General features: G+C 66.0%; 14 protein-coding genes. 9 read left to right on the forward strand and 5 right to left on the reverse strand.

The genetic code is table 11. The features are described from left to right. The first annotated feature begins 24 nt into the window (after nt 1–24). From OVA31_RS04160 to OVA31_RS04200, 9 genes are all read left to right on the forward strand, one after another. Nucleotides 25–354 carry a LuxR family transcriptional regulator gene (locus OVA31_RS04160; protein ID WP_267629838.1) on the forward strand — a complete coding sequence of 110 codons (330 nt, stop codon included), beginning with the start codon at nt 25–27 and terminating at the stop codon, nt 352–354. Between the two features lie 152 nt (nt 355–506). Next, on the forward strand, nt 507–4,229 hold the full coding sequence (locus OVA31_RS04165) for a nitrate reductase subunit alpha (protein WP_267629839.1): 3,723 nt from the start codon (nt 507–509) through the stop codon (nt 4,227–4,229). After that, on the forward strand, nt 4,229–5,893 hold the full coding sequence (narH, locus tag OVA31_RS04170; RefSeq protein WP_267629840.1) for a nitrate reductase subunit beta: 1,665 nt from the start codon (nt 4,229–4,231) through the stop codon (nt 5,891–5,893). The genes OVA31_RS04165 and narH overlap by 1 nt, the downstream gene beginning before the upstream one ends. Further along, complete coding sequence (narJ, locus tag OVA31_RS04175) at nt 5,890–6,537, forward strand: nitrate reductase molybdenum cofactor assembly chaperone (protein ID WP_267629841.1); 648 nt, start codon at nt 5,890–5,892, stop codon at nt 6,535–6,537. The genes narH and narJ overlap by 4 nt, the downstream gene beginning before the upstream one ends. A gap of 7 nt (nt 6,538–6,544) precedes the next feature. Continuing rightward, complete coding sequence (gene narI / locus OVA31_RS04180; protein ID WP_267629843.1) at nt 6,545–7,291, forward strand: respiratory nitrate reductase subunit gamma; 747 nt, start codon at nt 6,545–6,547, stop codon at nt 7,289–7,291. Further along, nucleotides 7,288–8,508 (forward strand): nitrate/nitrite transporter, encoded by a 1,221-nt coding sequence (locus OVA31_RS04185; protein ID WP_267629844.1) that lies wholly within the window; start codon nt 7,288–7,290, stop codon nt 8,506–8,508. The genes narI and OVA31_RS04185 overlap by 4 nt, the downstream gene beginning before the upstream one ends. A 197-nt stretch (nt 8,509–8,705) precedes the next feature. Next, nucleotides 8,706–9,380, forward strand: a complete 675-nt coding sequence (locus tag OVA31_RS04190; protein ID WP_267629846.1) for a MarR family transcriptional regulator — start codon at nt 8,706–8,708, stop codon at nt 9,378–9,380. Beyond that, on the forward strand, nt 9,380–12,646 hold the full coding sequence (locus OVA31_RS04195) for a helicase HerA domain-containing protein (RefSeq protein WP_267629847.1): 3,267 nt from the start codon (nt 9,380–9,382) through the stop codon (nt 12,644–12,646). Before OVA31_RS04190 ends, OVA31_RS04195 begins: the two co-directional genes overlap by 1 nt. Before the next feature lie 69 nt (nt 12,647–12,715). Then, complete coding sequence (locus OVA31_RS04200; protein ID WP_267629848.1) at nt 12,716–13,315, forward strand: DUF4262 domain-containing protein; 600 nt, start codon at nt 12,716–12,718, stop codon at nt 13,313–13,315. 119 nt (nt 13,316–13,434) lie between these two features. Here the strand turns inward: OVA31_RS04200 and OVA31_RS04205 are convergent, their stop codons facing one another. From OVA31_RS04205 to OVA31_RS04225, 5 genes are all read right to left on the reverse strand, one after another. Then, nucleotides 13,435–13,620, reverse strand: coding sequence for a type Z 30S ribosomal protein S14 (locus tag OVA31_RS04205; protein WP_161062092.1), 186 nt, complete (start codon nt 13,618–13,620; stop codon nt 13,435–13,437). Nucleotide 13,621: 1 nt separating this feature from the next. Further along, entirely contained in the window at nt 13,622–14,200 is a 579-nt protein-coding gene (rplE, locus tag OVA31_RS04210) for a 50S ribosomal protein L5 (protein WP_164308705.1), read from the reverse strand. 1 nt (nt 14,201) lies between these two features. Beyond that, nucleotides 14,202–14,519, reverse strand: a complete 318-nt coding sequence (rplX, locus tag OVA31_RS04215; protein WP_164308704.1) for a 50S ribosomal protein L24 — start codon at nt 14,517–14,519, stop codon at nt 14,202–14,204. Nucleotide 14,520: 1 nt separating this feature from the next. Then, complete coding sequence (rplN, locus tag OVA31_RS04220; protein ID WP_161062089.1) at nt 14,521–14,889, reverse strand: 50S ribosomal protein L14; 369 nt, start codon at nt 14,887–14,889, stop codon at nt 14,521–14,523. A gap of 229 nt (nt 14,890–15,118) precedes the next feature. Beyond that, nucleotides 15,119–15,292 (reverse strand): hypothetical protein, encoded by a 174-nt coding sequence (locus OVA31_RS04225; protein ID WP_267629850.1) that lies wholly within the window; start codon nt 15,290–15,292, stop codon nt 15,119–15,121. Between the last annotated feature and the right edge of the window lie 13 nt (nt 15,293–15,305).

Raw genomic sequence — 15,305 nt, forward strand, 5'->3', positions numbered from 1 at the left:
CGTCGGGCTGCCACAGTTGATGTCATGGACGCCACCCGCCTTCCCGAACTCGTCGACCGACTCCTGACAACCGCCCATGCCGCCCGCAGCGGCCGCGCGGCACACACGCTCTACGGCAGCGCCGATCACCGCTTGCGACAGACGGTCATCGCGTTGGTGGCCGGCCACGGCCTCACCGATCACGAGAGCCCCGGCGAGTCCAGCCTGCAGGTACTGCGGGGCCACGTGACCCTTTCGACGTCCGATGCACAGTGGCAGGGGGTCGACGGAGATCTCCTCGCCATTCCGCCGGAACGACACGGACTTACGGCTCAGCAGGACTCCGCCGTCCTGTTGACCGTGATCACGGGTTGATCGCGCCCGCAGCCGTTTCGACATCAACCTCACAACCCGGCGACGCCAGTTGTGAAGTGGCGCCTCGCCAGAACTGAGAAGCGACCTTTTGTCACCGTCCGATTTCCGGCATTTCACTTCCCGGAGGCCGAAGGGCCGTATGGTTTTCGAGTGTGAGCCGATCATCCGGGGTTGACGGCGAAGCGGCGAAGGCTCTGCTGGACGTCGGCAGATTCTTCACCCGGTGGGATGAGAGCGACGACGGCCGTGCGGTGTTCCGTCGCGACGGGCGGTCGGGTGATGTCTTCTATCGTGACCGGTGGAGCCACGACAAGATCGTGCGGTCGACCCATGGGGTCAACTGCACCGGATCGTGTTCCTGGAAGGTGTACGTCAAGGACGGCATCATCACCTGGGAAACCCAGGAAACCGACTATCCGTCAGTCGGACCCGATCGACCCGAGTACGAGCCCCGCGGATGCCCGCGCGGCGCGGCGTTCTCGTGGTACACGTATTCCCCCACCCGCGTGCGCTATCCATACGCACGTGGCGTGCTGGTGGAGATGTTCCGCGAGGCGCGAGCCCGACTGGGGGACCCGGTCCTCGCGTGGGCCGACGTGGTCGGGGATCCAATGCGCCGTAGGTCCTATCAACAGGCGCGCGGCAAGGGCGGACTGGTGCGAGTCACCTGGGACGAGGCGATCGAGATCGCGGCGGCCGCCCACGTGCACACCATCAAGACCTACGGCCCCGACCGATGTGCGGGTTTCTCCCCGATCCCGGCGATGTCGATGGTCTCCCATTGCGTGGGAACACGATTCATCCAGCTGATCGGCGGCGTGATGACGTCGTTCTACGACTGGTATGCCGACCTCCCGGTGGCCAGCCCGCAGGTGTTCGGCGATCAGACCGACGTCCCGGAATCGGGTGACTGGTGGGATGCAACGTATCTGATGATGTGGGGCTCGAACGTGCCCGTCACCCGGACGCCGGACGCCCACTGGATGGCAGAGGTCCGCTACCGGGGTACCAAGATCGTCACGGTCAGCCCGGATTACGCCGACAACACCAAGTTCGCCGACGAGTGGCTGCCTGCCCAGGCGGGCACCGATGCCGCACTCGCCATGGCGATGGGACACGTGATCCTGACGGAATTCTTTGTGCGCAAACGCACCCCGTTCTTCGACGAGTACGTCCGCACCTACACCGACCTGCCCTTCCTGATCCACCTCGAGGAACGAGACGGTGACCGCGCACAGGGGTACGTACCGGGCAAGTTCCTGACGGCCGACGAGATAGGCGACGCGACCAGCGCGCCGGACGAGGACGTCTGGAAGACGGTGGTCCTCGACGAGGCGACCGGACAACCGGTGGCGCCCAACGGTTCCATGGGTTTCCGCTATGCCGACTCCGGTGTCGGACAGTGGAATCTCGACCTCGACGGGGTCGTACCGACGCTCACGCTGCACGGCGATTCCGCCGAGGCCGTGCCGGTGAGCTTCCCTGCGTTCGACGCCCCGGACGGCAGTGGCTCGGTCCTGCATCGTGGCGTGCCCGCGGTGCGTGTCGGTGGCCACCTCGTCACCACGGTGTTCGACCTCATGCTGGCGCAATACGGCGTGGGCCGCGACGGCCTGCCCGGCGACTGGCCCAGCGGCTACGACGACGTCGAGACCCCGTACACACCCGCATGGCAGGCCGAGATCACCAGCGTCCCCGCCGAGGCGGCCATCCGGATCGCGCGCGAATTCGCAGCCAACGCCGATGAATCCGAAGGCCGGTCGATGATCATCATGGGCGCGGGCATCTGTCAGTGGTTCCATGGTGACGCCACCTATCGGTCGATCCTGTCGTTGTTGATCCTCACCGGCTGCATGGGCCGCAACGGCGGGGGCTGGGCGCACTACGTCGGGCAGGAGAAATGCCGTCCCATCACCGGCTGGATCTCCCTCGCCAACGGGCTCGACTGGACCCGACCGCCCCGCACGATGACGGGCACGTCGTACTGGTACATGCACACCGACCAGTGGCGCAACGACGGCTATTCGGCCGCCTCGCTGACGTCCCCGCTGTCCCGCGGGGTTCTCGACCACCAGCACACCGCCGACGCGATCGCACAATCGGCTCGGCTCGGGTGGATGCCCTTCTACCCGCAGTTCTCCAGCAACCCCCTCGACATCGCCGAGTCGGCCGAGGCCGCGGTCGAGCGCGGCGATGCCGAGAACGTCGGCAGCTATGTGGCGCGCGAACTCACGTCGGGCGCCCTGACCCCGGCGATCTCCGACATCGACGCAGCCGAGAACTGGCCGCGCACCCTGGTGCTGTGGCGCTCGAACCTGATGGGATCGTCGGCGAAGGGCAACGAGTACTTCCTCCGCCACCTGCTCGGTACCCATCACAACGTGCTCGGCACCGAGAATCCCGATGCTCCGCGTCCGCGCGACGTGGTGTGGCGCGACGAGGCCCCGGAGGGCAAGCTCGACCTGCTGATGTCGGCCGATTTCCGTATGACGTCGACCACCCTGCTCTCCGATGTCGTGTTCCCGGCGGCGACCTGGTACGAGAAGCACGACCTCTCGTCCACGGACATGCATCCGTTCGTGCATGCCTTCTCGCCTGCGATCGATCCGCCGTGGGAGGCGAAGACCGACTTCGACATGTTCCATCTGCTCGCCACGAAGTTCTCGGATCTGGCGCGTACCCATCTCGGCGTGCGTCGCGATCTGGCGAGTGTGCCGCTCCAGCACGACACCCCCGGTGAGATCGCCCAACCGCATGGCCGGGTGGCCGACTGGTGGGGTTCCGACGGGACGGTGCCCGCCCGTCCGGGACGCAACATGCCGAACTTCAGTGTGGTGGAGCGTGACTACACGGCCATCGCGGACAAGCTTCGTACCGTCGGCCCGCTCGCCGATTCGCTGGGATTCACCGTGAAGAACGTGACCTACGCGCTCACCGATCAGACCCGGAAGCTCGCCGAGTCCAACGGGGTCATGCTCGGCGGCGCAGGTGACGGACGTCCGGCGATCGATACGGATGCCAAACTCGCCGAGGCGATCCTGACGCTGTCCGGGACCACCAACGGCGAACTCGCCGTGCAGGGGTTCCGCACCCTTGCACAACGGGTCGGTTTCCCGCTCGACGATCTGGCCCGCGGGTCCGAGGAGAAACGCATCCGGTTCGCCGACACACAGCAGGCCCCCGTGCCGGTGATCACCTCACCGGAGTGGTCCGGATCGGAGACCGGTGGGCGACGCTATGCGCCGTTCACGGTGAACATCGAGCGGCTCAAGCCCTTTCACACCCTCACCGGTCGGATGCATTTCTACCTCGATCACGATTGGATGATCGACATCGGTGAGTCCCTGCCGATCTATCGGCCGCCGCTGGACATGCACCGGCTCTTCGGCGAGCCGAAACTCGGACCCGACGGCCACCGGCAGATCACCGTTCGCTATCTGACCCCGCACTCCAAGTGGTCGATCCACTCGGAGTACCAGGACAACCTGTTCATGCTCTCGCTCTCGCGCGGCGGTCCGACGGCGTGGCTCAGTCCCGACGACGCCGCCTCCATCGATGTGCGCGACAACGACTGGATCGAATGCACCAACGCCAACGGCGTGGTGGTGTGCCGCGCGATCGTCAGTCATCGCATGCCGAACGGCGTCTGCTACGTCCATCACGCGCAGGAGCGCACCATCGACGTGCCGAAGTCCGAGGCGACCGGACGGCGCGGCGGTATTCACAATTCGGTCACGCGGCTCCTCGTCAAGCCGACGCACATGATCGGCGGCTACGCGCAATTGTCCTACGCCTTCAACTATCTGGGACCGGCAGGCAATCAGCGCGACATGGTCTCCACCATTCGCAAACGAAGCCAGGAGGTGACCTACTGATGCGGGTCATGGCCCAGATGGGCATGGTGATGAACCTCGACAAGTGCATCGGGTGCCACACGTGTTCGGTCACCTGCAAGCAGGCGTGGACGAACCGTGCGGGCACCGAGTACGTCTGGTTCAACAACGTCGAGACACGTCCCGGGCAGGGTTATCCGCGACGACACGAGGATCAGGAGAAGTGGCGCGGCGGGTGGCACCTCGACAAGAAGGGTCGCCTGCGGCTCCGCACCGGTGGTCGACTCCAGAAGCTGTTGACACTCTTCGCCAGCCCGGTGCAACCGACCCTCGACGACTACTACGAACCGTGGACCTACGACTACCAGACCCTGGTCGATGCACCCCTCGGCGACGACTTCCCGGTGGCCCGGCCCAAGTCGCTCATCACCGGTGCGGACACCAAGGTCTCGTGGTCGGCCAATTGGGACGACAACCTCGGCGGTGCACCGGAGATGGGCGGCCTCGACCCGATCGTCGAGAAGCTGCGCCGCGAGTCCGAGGATGCGATCAAATTCAGCTTCGAGCAGACGTTCATGTTCTATCTGCCGCGGATCTGCGAGCACTGCCTCAACCCGTCGTGTATGGCGTCATGCCCGTCCGGTGCGATCTACAAGCGGTCCGAGGACGGGATCGTCCTCGTCGACCAGGATCGTTGCCGCGGCTGGCGTCAGTGCATCACCGGATGTCCTTACAAGAAGATCTATTTCAACCACAAATCCGGCAAAGCCGAGAAATGCACGCTCTGCTATCCGCGTATCGAGGTGGGACTGCCCACCGTCTGCTCCGAGACCTGCGTGGGGCGCCTACGGTACCTCGGGCTGTTCCTCTACGATGCCGATGCGGTGACCGCCGCAGCGTCGGTGCCGGACGACAAGGACCTCTACCAGGCGCAGTTGGATCTGATGCTGGATCCCGACGACCCCGACGTGATCGCGGCGGCACGAGCGGAAGGAATCCCGGACGACTGGCTCGACGCGGCCCGACGTTCGCCCGTCTACGCCCTCGCCAAGAAGTACCGCGTCGCATTGCCCCTGCATCCGGAATATCGCACCATGCCGATGGTCTGGTACGTCCCGCCGCTCTCCCCCATCGTCGACCTGTTGTCCGAACAGGGACATGACGCGGAGGATCACCGAAACCTGTTCGGCGCCATCGAGTCCCTGCGCATCCCGCTCGACTATCTGGCCGAACTGTTCACCGCCGGCGACACAACGGTGATCGGTGACGTCCTGCGGAAGCTGGCCGCGATGCGTTCGTACATGCGCGACGTCACCCTCGGCCGCGAACTCGATGCGTCCATACCCGCGCGTGTCGGCATGTCCGAGGAGCAGGTCTACCAGATGTACCGGTTGATGGCGATCGCGAAATACGAAGAACGCTACGTCATCCCGACGGCTCACCTCGAACAGGCCCACGAACTCGAGGAGATCGGTTGCTCGCTCGACTACGACGAGGGCCCCGGCATGTTCGATTCGTCCGCGTTCGGCGAGGCGAGCGGCCGGCCTGCACCGGTCTCGGTCGAGACCTTCCATGCCCTGCGGCAACGCCAGACCAGTGACACCGCAGCGGGGTCGGAGAGCATGGCAGGCCGAACCAACCTGCTCAACTGGGACGGCAACGGGGTCCCCGACGGCATGTTCCCGCACAGATCGGAGGGGCGATGAGATTCGCACGTCACCGCACGTCCGATCCGGCGATCATCCACCAATGCGCGTCCATCTGTCTCGGGTACCCAGACGACGAGATGATGGCGATGGTGCCGCTCCTCGACGCCGCGCTCGGCGAGCAGCCCGCAGACGTCGCGATCACCGCACTCCGGTCCTTTGTCGGCCACCTGCGGGAGTCGGAGCCGAAGATCTTGCGGCAGCAGTACATCGACATCTTCGACCTGTCCCGCAAACACACTCTGTACCTGTCGTATTGGACTGCAGGCGATACGCGCCGGCGCGGGGAAGAGCTCGGTGCGTTCAAACGGCACTACCGCGACAGCGGCTTCCTGGTCGACCTGCGCGGCGAACTCCCCGACCACCTTCCGATCGTCCTGGAGTTCGCGGCCCGGGTCGACCGGCAGGCGGGAGTCCGCCTGCTGCAGGAGCATCGGCCTGCCCTCGAGCTCCTGCGTCTGTCGCTCGTCGATCTGCAGACCCCCTACGCGGACGTCGTCGCTGCCGTGTGCGCAACCCTCCCCGGCGAGTCGCCTGCGGATCGTCGCGCCGTGATGGCCATGCAAGGGGCACCACCGCCCACCGAGTCGGTTGGGCTCGAACCGTTCGACCCGAGGCTGCTCCCGATCGCCGGAACGAGGTGACGAGGTCATGGACGTGGTGCTGTGGGGTGTGCTGCCGTACGTGACGCTGCTCCTGCTCATCGGCGGCACCATCTGGCGGTACCGCTACGACAAGTTCGGCTGGACGACACGCTCCTCGGAGCTCTACGAGTCGCGCCTGTTGCGCATCGGGTCGCCGCTCTTCCACTTCGGAATCCTGGTGGTGATCATCGGGCACGCAATGGGTTTGGTGATCCCCGAGTCGTGGACCGACGCGATCGGTGTGTCCGAGGACATGTACCACGTCACCGCGGCGCTGTTCGGGTTGATAGCCGGGATCGCCACCCTCGGGGGCTTGGCCATCCTGATCTACCGGCGGCGACGCTCCGGTCCGGTCTTCATGGCCACGACCACCAACGACAAGGTGATGTACGTCGTTCTGACGGCCGCGCTGGTCCTCGGCCTCTTCATCACGCTGATCGGCACTGTTCCGGGCGCCGAGGGCGTGAACTACCGCGAAACGGTGTCACCGTGGTTCCGCTCGATCTTCTACCTGCAACCCGACGTCCACGCGATGAGCGAGGCGCCCCTGCGCTTCCACATCCACGTCCTCGTCGGGATGCTCGTGTTCGCGATGGTGCCGTTCACGCGCCTCGTCCACGCCTTCACCGCGCCGGTGCACTACCTCTTCCGGCCCTACATCGTCTATCGGAGCCGAGACGCTGCGCGGGCTCCCGGTAGCCGCACGTCCCGGCCCGGTTGGGCGCCCGTCGGAACAAAGGATCGCCAGCGATGACCACCGCAACATCGACCCCGGCCGCACTTCGCGCCGGACAGACGCTGAACCTCGCACTCGCGACCCTCGCCTTCTGCATCAGCTTCTGGGCCTGGAACCTGATCGCGCCGCTCGGCGTCCGATATGCCCAGGAACTCGATCTGTCGTCCACGCAGAAGTCGGTGCTGGTGGCGATCCCGATCGTCGTCGGCTCACTCGGGCGCATCCTCACCGGGGCCCTCACCGACCGATTCGGTGGGCGTCTGATGTTCCCCGTCCTCCTCGTCGCGACCGCACCCTTCGTCGTACTCGTCGCGGTGGCAGGCGAACTCGGTTCGTACCCGATGATGCTCATCGTCGGGTTCTTCCTCGGCATCGCCGGCACCACGTTCGCCGTCGGCATCCCGTTCGTGAACGCCTGGTACGAGCCGTCGAAACGCGGTTTCGCGACCGGCATCTTCGGGGCAGGCATGGGCGGAACAGCGCTGTCGGCGTTCTTCACGCCCCGTTTCGTGAGCTGGTTCGGGTACGTCACCACCCACGTCATCATCGCGATTGCGCTCGTGGTGGTTGCCGTCCTCGTCTGGATGTTCATGCACGACTCCCCCGGATGGCAGCCGAACCGTGCGGCGGTGACACCCAAGCTCGTCGCCGCCGCGAAACTGCCGATCACCTGGCAGATGTCGTTGCTGTACGCGGCCACCTTCGGTGGTTTCGTCGCCTTCTCCACCTATCTGCCGACGTACCTCAAGGACATCTACGACTTCGACTTACAGGCTGCGGGAACCCGTACCGCCGGATTCGCCGTCGCCGCCGTCATCGCCCGTCCGATCGGCGGTGTGCTCTCCGATCGTTTCGGACCCCGCGTGATCACGTTCATCTCGTGCGCCGGCGCTGCGGTGCTGGCGATCTGGATGATCACCGAGCCGCCGCTGGAGATCCCCGCCGGCATCAACTTCGTGTTGATGGCGGCCTGTATGGGCCTCGGGTCGGGCTCGGTGTTCGCCTGGGTGGCGCAGGCCGCGCCTCCCGAACGCGTCGGATCGGTGACCGGCATCGTCGGCGCCGCCGGCGGGATGGGCGGTTTCTTCCCGCCGATGGTGATGGGCGCGACCTACAACGCTGCCGAGCACAGTTACACCATCGGACTGACGCTGCTCGTCGTGTTCGCGACCGGCGCCGCGTTGTTCACGCTGTTCGGGATCAAGCGCAAGCCGGTCCCGCAGTCCACCGTGTGACGCGCGCGTTCATTTTCCCTCGATCTCATCTGGTTCGCGCGACATCCATCGAGGTCGCGGGAACGAGATGACGTCGCGATGCGGCTGCGGGACATCGTCGAGCCCCTCGACCCGAGCCGTGGTCGGCGCGTACCGATATATTCCTCAACGATGACCGCCGCACCCATGCCGCCGGCCGCCTCGAGGAGCCACTGACGTTGGAACACCACCCGCTGACGCCGTCGCAGAGCGCTGTGCTGTTCGTGCTGATGTCGCAGGCACGAGATGTCCCGAATCCGGAACTCCGGACCCTCGCGCCCGAACTGACCCGGCCGAGTCGGCAGAAACTCAACGACCTCGGCCTCATCGAATCGGCGAAGGGACCGCGCAACAGCTACGTGCACAGCCTGACCGATCGTGGGTGGGCTTGGTGTGCAAGAGAACTCGACGAGACACCGCCCAAGGGCGCGCAGCCGCCGATTCGTGCGCTGTATGCGGTCATGGCGGGCATCGGGCGATACCTCGTCGCCGACGACCTGCGCCTGCACGAGGTGTTCCGACCTCCCGCATCTCCTCCGGCAGCGGCACCGGTACCCGTCACGCCACCGGCACCACCCACCGCGCCCGACGACGACGTCGACCGCCGGATTCGTGCCGCCTATGCGCAATCGGCGCGCGGCCCCGGCGCCTGGGTGGCGATGACCACGCTGCGTGCCCGTCTCCCCGATGTCGAGGCGGGCGAGCTCGACGACGCCCTCGTCCGCCTGCAGAGACGACCAGGGGTGAGTCTCATCCCGCAGGAGGATCAGATGCTGCTGACCGACGCCGACCGGTCGGCCGCGGTCCGGGTCGGCACCCAGCTGTGTCACCTCTTCGCGATCGAGGACCTGTGATGGACGAACCCACCAGGCAAGCGCTCGAATCGATCCGACTCGACTGGGCCGCCACCCCAGACGACGTCTGGGGATCACAGGCGCCACTGCATGTCCGGGGATTGCACGAGCCCACCGTGGACGAGGTCATCCGTGCCTTCGACGACGCCAGGCGCAGCACCGGCGCGAGTCCGCTCGGTGTGGCCGTGCGGGGACCGGCAGGCGCGGGCAAGACCCACCTGCTCGGCCAGGTCCGCGAACGCGTACACGCGGCAGGCGGATACTTCTTTCTCGTCAAACTCCTGGACGGCGAGGACTTCTGGCGTTCGGTGCTGGTCGCCATACTCGAGGACCTGAGTCGGCCCACCCCGACCCACCGATCCCAACTCGCCCAGCTCCTCGATCAACTCGGCCGCGACACCGGGGTCGCGGCCGCCGATCTGGACGCCGTGACGGGCACCACCGAGGTGACGCCCGAGATCCTCGACCGGTTCATCACGTCGGTGTACACCAAGCACTCGCGACACCGTCGCAGATCTCAACACATCCTGCGCGCGCTCGTGCTGACCGAGGCGGACGACTTCGCCACCAAGGATCTCGGCGAGGCGTTTCTGCACCTCGACGTCGACGACGGGCAGGAGTTGGCCGTCTGGGGTATCCGCAACGCCCGGCTCGGCTACCACGAGATCGTCGAGAACATCTCCCGGATCATCGCCTTCGACAATGCGTCGGTACTCGCCATCGACCAGATCGACACGCTCATCGAGGCCGCGAAGTCGGAGAACCGCCACGACGAGAACGCGGTCGAGAAGGTCGCCCACGGCCTCATGTCCATCCGCGAGACGATGAGCCGTACGGCGGCGGTGGTCTCGTGTATCACAGCCGCCTGGGACTACCTCGAGAACCGGGTCATGGCGTCGGCGACGGACCGGTTCCGTCAGCCACCCCACCTGCAACGGCCGTCGACCGCCGACTTCGGACGCGCGTTGCTCGCCAAACGTTTTGCACCATGCTTCGCCGAGGTCGGCTTCCGCCCTCCCTACCCCACCTGGCCGGTCACCGACCGGGCGCTCGCGGCATCGGTGGACTTCACACCACGCGAACTGATGCGCACAGCCGACCGTCACATCGGCGCCTGCCTGCGCGCCGACACGTTCGCAGAGATGACGTCGCTGACCGCCGATCAACAGCCTGAGAACACCTCGCAGTCGGACGAGAATCCCGCACTCACACAGCTCGATCGGCGTTTCGACGAGCTGCTCGACGCGGCCGACCCGACACCGGCCGTGGCCCCGGAGAGCGAGGACCGCGTCGTCCCGCCGTTGCTCCAGGCGGGACTGGCCTCGTGGATCGAGGCACTCGGAGACGCCGGCACGGCCTTCAAACAGGATCCGAAGCCCAGCCCCAAAGCCGTTCTGCACGGGCGTATCCGGCGCATCCTCGACCCGGAGGCCGATACCGAGCAGTCGTGGGCGTTTCGTGGCCTCTGCGCCTCACATCACCGCGCAGTGCAGGCCCGCCTCGCGAACGCGACGACGGCGGCGGGACTCTCCCGCGGGAGCGCGGCCCGTGCACTCGTCCTCCTCCGACGCGGACCCTGGCCGTCGGGTGCCAGGACCCAGGAGATGGTGGCCGAGTTCGAACAACGCGGCGGCCGGGTGATCGCCTGGACCGATGAGGACATCCGAGTACTCTCCGCGTTGGCGCGGTTACGTTCGGAGCGTTCGGAATTCCTCACCGAGTGGATCGCGCGACGCAATCCCGCGGCCCGCGTCGGTTTCATCAAGGAGATCCTCGAGCCGGCCGTCGACGCAGCACCGCCCACCCTGGAGCCCATCCCGACCCCCACCGCTGCCGTGCGGACCGACGGCCCTCGCGGCTGGACCGCGCCGGAATCGACCCGCCCCGTCGACCGCTATGCCGTCCCCGCGCTCAGCGAGATCGCCCAGAACGTCGTCCTCGGCACATTCTCTGCCGTAAAGAGCTCGCCTCCAAGGGTTTCAGGGGCACCGGGTGCGGCAGCATCGCAGCGGAACCGCGCGACGTCACCGGACGGCACCGCCATCCCGCTCGGGACCGTGGTCGGTGACGGCCGTCCCGTGCACATCGGCCTCGAGGCCCTCCGCAAGCACATCGCTATCTTCGCCGGTTCGGGTTCGGGGAAGACCGTGCTGATCCGGCGGATCGTCGAAGAGGCTGCCCTGCAAGGTGTCTCCTCGATCGTGCTCGATGTGAACAACGACCTCGCGCGGCTGGGAACGGCGTGGCCGCAGGGGTCCCGCGACTGGCACACCGACGACGAGCGCAAGGCTGCCGACTTCCTCGCCGGCACCGAGGTCGTCGTGTTCACCCCCGGCCGCAGCAACGGCAGACCGCTGAGCTTTCGTCCGCTGCCGGATTTCGCGGGTGTCCTCGATGACCCGGACGAGTTCACCGCCGCGGTCGAATCCGCAGCGGCCGGTCTCATCCCCAGGGCCATGGTGGCAGGCAAGACCGCCAAGTCGGTGCAGTCGCGCGCGGTCCTGCACGATGCGCTCCGGTACTTCGGCAGACAGGGCGGCGGTGCGATCGCCGACTTCATCGACGTGCTCTCCGATCTGCCGGACGAGGTGAGCGGACTGATGAACGCGCACAAGTTCGCCGGTGAGATCGCCGAGAACCTGAAGGCGGCACGCGCCAACGACCCGTTGTTCGGCGGGCGCGGCGTCCCGGCGGACCCCGGCCTGCTGCTCACCCCCTCGCCGGGCTTCCGGGCCCGGGTGTCGGTGATCAACCTCGCGGCACTGAGCAGCGACGACAAGCGGAACAACTTCGTCAACGAGTTGCAGATGGCCCTGTTCGCATGGATCAAGAAGAACCCGGCGGCACAGCGACCGCTCGGCGGTCTCTTCGTGATGGACGAGGCGCAGAACTATGCGCCGTCGGACCGGACGACGCCGTGCACCCAGAGCACCCTCGCCCTGGTCTCCCAGGCCCGCAAGTACGGTCTTGGCCTGGTCTTCGCCACCCAGGCGCCGAAGGGGCTGGACAACAAGATCCCCGGCAACGCCTCGACGCAGTTCTTCGGCCTCCTCAACTCCCCCGCCCAGATCTCCGCGGCCCAGGCGATCGCGAAGACCAAGGGCAGTGTCATCCCGGATGTCGGACGACTGTCGACGGGCGTGTTCTACACGGCACTCGACGGCGGAGTGTTCGCGAAAACGCAGACTCCCTTGTGCCTCTCGTACCATCCGAAGAGCCCGCCGACGGAGGACGAAGTCGTCGCCATCGCCCGAGGAGACCGCTGACCTGCTGCGCGCGGTTCTGTCGGACCCGTTTGCTCTACTCGAGGGCATCTTCGAACAAAGGAGCGAATCATGTCCGACCATGCCGCCGCCATCCGGGGACTGCGCCGCTGGCATCCGAACCCGTTGGTTCAGGACACGATCAACCGAATCCGAGCACACGGATGGGCGGTGACCGCCATCAGTGAGCAATGCTCGTGCCCGTCCGACGAGTGCCATCCGCCGGATTGCTCCTTTGCCTACACCTCGGGGATGGGTCTGCACAGCATCCCGGAACTCGCCGTCTACGGGCTCGACGCCTGGACGAGCCGGGAGTTGCTCAACGAGCTCGGCGACATCTTCCACACCTACGACTGGCGGGACGCGGTCGATCGCGGTGTCGACATCATGGTGAGCTCGCTCGATGTCCCGGTCCGCGTCATCGAGATGATCGACAAGGACGATCTGATCGTGACGGGCGAGTTGTTCCCGGACGCGCCGGCGCTGCAGGCGGTCTGGGCGGATGACTTCGGGAAATACCCGTGGGACGAGGGCTATTCGCTCGCCGAGCTCGATCAGAAGCTGAAAGGCGTCGCCGGGACGGGCGCAGATCGGGTCCGGGTACAGCGGGTGATCAGCCGCGGGCCCGGCCCCAACCGGGCGCAGCGTAGAGCTGCGCTGCGGCGACGCTGAACGCACGAACGGCCCCACCTCTCGCCCGAGAGGTGGGGCCGTTCGAACTGCGTTGTGCCGCTGGTGGTCTCGATACGCCCTGCGCTAGCGCTCCGGGCTACTCGACCAGCGGCGAAAAGTCACCAGCTCGACTTCTGCACGCCCGGGAGCTCACCGGCGTGTGCCATCTCGCGCAGGCACACACGGCAGAGGCCGAACTTGCGGAACACCGAGTGCGGACGGCCGCAACGGTTGCACCGGGTGTAGCCCCGCACGGCGAACTTGGGCTTTTTGTTGGCCTTGTTGACCAGAGCCTTCTTTGCCATGTCAGTTGTCCTTCACGGAGTTGTCTTTGAACGGGAAGCCCAGCGCGCGAAGCAGTGCGCGGCCTTCGTCGTCGGTGGTGGCCGAGGTGACGACAGTGATGTCCATACCCCGCGGCCGATCGATGTTGTCGATGTTGATCTCGTGGAACATCGACTGCTCGTTCAGGCCGAACGTGTAGTTGCCGTTGCCGTCGAACTGACGATCCGACAGTCCGCGGAAGTCGCGGATACGCGGGAGAGCGATGGACACGAGTCGGTCCAGGAACTCCCACATCCGGTCACCGCGCAGCGTGGCACGGGCACCGATCGGCATGCCCTCACGCAGCTTGAACTGCGCGATGGACTTGCGGGCGCGACGGATCTCCGGCCGCTGACCCGTGATCAGAGCGAGGTCCGAGACCGCGCCGTTGATCAGCTTGGCGTCGCGGGCGGCGTCGCCCACACCCATGTTCACCACGACCTTGACCACGCCGGGGATCTGCATGACGTTGTCGTAGGTGAATTCCTTGTTGAGCGCGTCCTTGATTTCCTCGCGGTAGCGCGTCTTCAGCCGAGGCTGGACATTCTCAGTAGTGGTCATGTCAGATGTCCTTCCCGTTCTTGCGGGAAATCCGGACCTTCTTGCCGGTCTCCGCATCCTCGCGGTAGCCCACGCGGGTCGGAGTTCCGTCGGAGTCGACGACCATCACGTTCGAGACGTGGATCGAGGCCTCCTGGGTCACGATGCCGCCGGAGGCTGCACCACGCTCGTTCGCCGAGGCGGCGGTGTGCTTCTTGATTCGGTTCACGCCCTCGACCAGGACCCGCTGCTCCTTCGGGAAGGCCTGGATGACCTTGCCCTTGGCGCCCTTGTCCTTGCCCGAGATGACGATCACGGTGTCACCCTTGTGCACCTTCATGTCAGATCACCTCCGGTGCCAGCGACACGATCTTCATGAACTTCTTCTCACGCAGCTCACGGCCGACCGGGCCGAAGATGCGGGTACCACGGGGATCGCTCTCACCCTTGAGGATGACGGCGGCGTTCTCGTCGAAGCGGATGTAGCTTCCGTCCGCACGACGGCGCTCCTTGGAGGTGCGCACGATGACCGCCTTGACGACCTCACCCTTTTTGACGTTGCCGCCCGGGATGGCGTCTTTGACAGTGGCGACGATCACGTCACCAATGCCGGCGTAGCGCCGCGAGGAACCGCCCAACACGCGGATGCAAAGGATTTCCTTCGCACCGGTGTTGTCGGCGACCCGCAGGCGAGATTCCTGCTGAATCACTCGTCAATCTCCTTGACCTGGATGTTTATGTCCGCCGGATTGCCGACCCGACGCACACGGTCTGTCACCACCGGACACGCGCCTGCCTGGGGTTTTGCGTCCGACATCGCGTCAGAGCGGCCATCCCAGTGGGTTCACGAGCCGATTCGCGACACATCTGTGCCGCAGGCAACCCCACAAGTGTAGGGGAAACCGCAGGTCGGAACCAAATCCCGGCCGATGCGGTCGTTCACTCCACGATATCGCGGTTGCTGTCGGCGAGATTCCGGTTGCTGTCGGCGCAGTTCCCGTTGCTGTCGGCGAGATATCGGTTGCTGTCGGCGAAATGTCCGCTTCTCGTCGACGCGATGCCGCGTCGATTCGCGCTGCCGTCGATCCGGACCAATCTGCGGCGCCCCCTCACGCGAAGCACCGAT

This window comes from Gordonia sp. SL306, from assembly GCF_026625785.1.
In the GTDB taxonomy this organism is placed as follows: Bacteria; Actinomycetota; Actinomycetes; order Mycobacteriales; family Mycobacteriaceae; genus Gordonia.

What these genes read in the sequence shown, in the direction of transcription:
- narJ (WP_267629841.1), top strand. Translation starts at nt 5,890, where the DNA reads ATGAGATTCGCACGTCACCGCACGTCCGATCCGGCGATCATCCACCAA.
- OVA31_RS04160 (WP_267629838.1), top strand. Translation starts at nt 25, where the DNA reads ATGGACGCCACCCGCCTTCCCGAACTCGTCGACCGACTCCTGACAACC.
- OVA31_RS04195 (WP_267629847.1), top strand. Translation starts at nt 9,380, where the DNA reads ATGGACGAACCCACCAGGCAAGCGCTCGAATCGATCCGACTCGACTGG.
- OVA31_RS04200 (WP_267629848.1), top strand. Translation starts at nt 12,716, where the DNA reads ATGTCCGACCATGCCGCCGCCATCCGGGGACTGCGCCGCTGGCATCCG.
- rplE (WP_164308705.1), bottom strand. Translation starts at nt 14,200, where the DNA reads ATGACCACTACTGAGAATGTCCAGCCTCGGCTGAAGACGCGCTACCGC.
- OVA31_RS04185 (WP_267629844.1), top strand. Translation starts at nt 7,288, where the DNA reads ATGACCACCGCAACATCGACCCCGGCCGCACTTCGCGCCGGACAGACG.
- rplX (WP_164308704.1), bottom strand. Translation starts at nt 14,519, where the DNA reads ATGAAGGTGCACAAGGGTGACACCGTGATCGTCATCTCGGGCAAGGAC.
- narH (WP_267629840.1), top strand. Translation starts at nt 4,229, where the DNA reads ATGCGGGTCATGGCCCAGATGGGCATGGTGATGAACCTCGACAAGTGC.
- narI (WP_267629843.1), top strand. Translation starts at nt 6,545, where the DNA reads ATGGACGTGGTGCTGTGGGGTGTGCTGCCGTACGTGACGCTGCTCCTG.
- OVA31_RS04205 (WP_161062092.1), bottom strand. Translation starts at nt 13,620, where the DNA reads ATGGCAAAGAAGGCTCTGGTCAACAAGGCCAACAAAAAGCCCAAGTTC.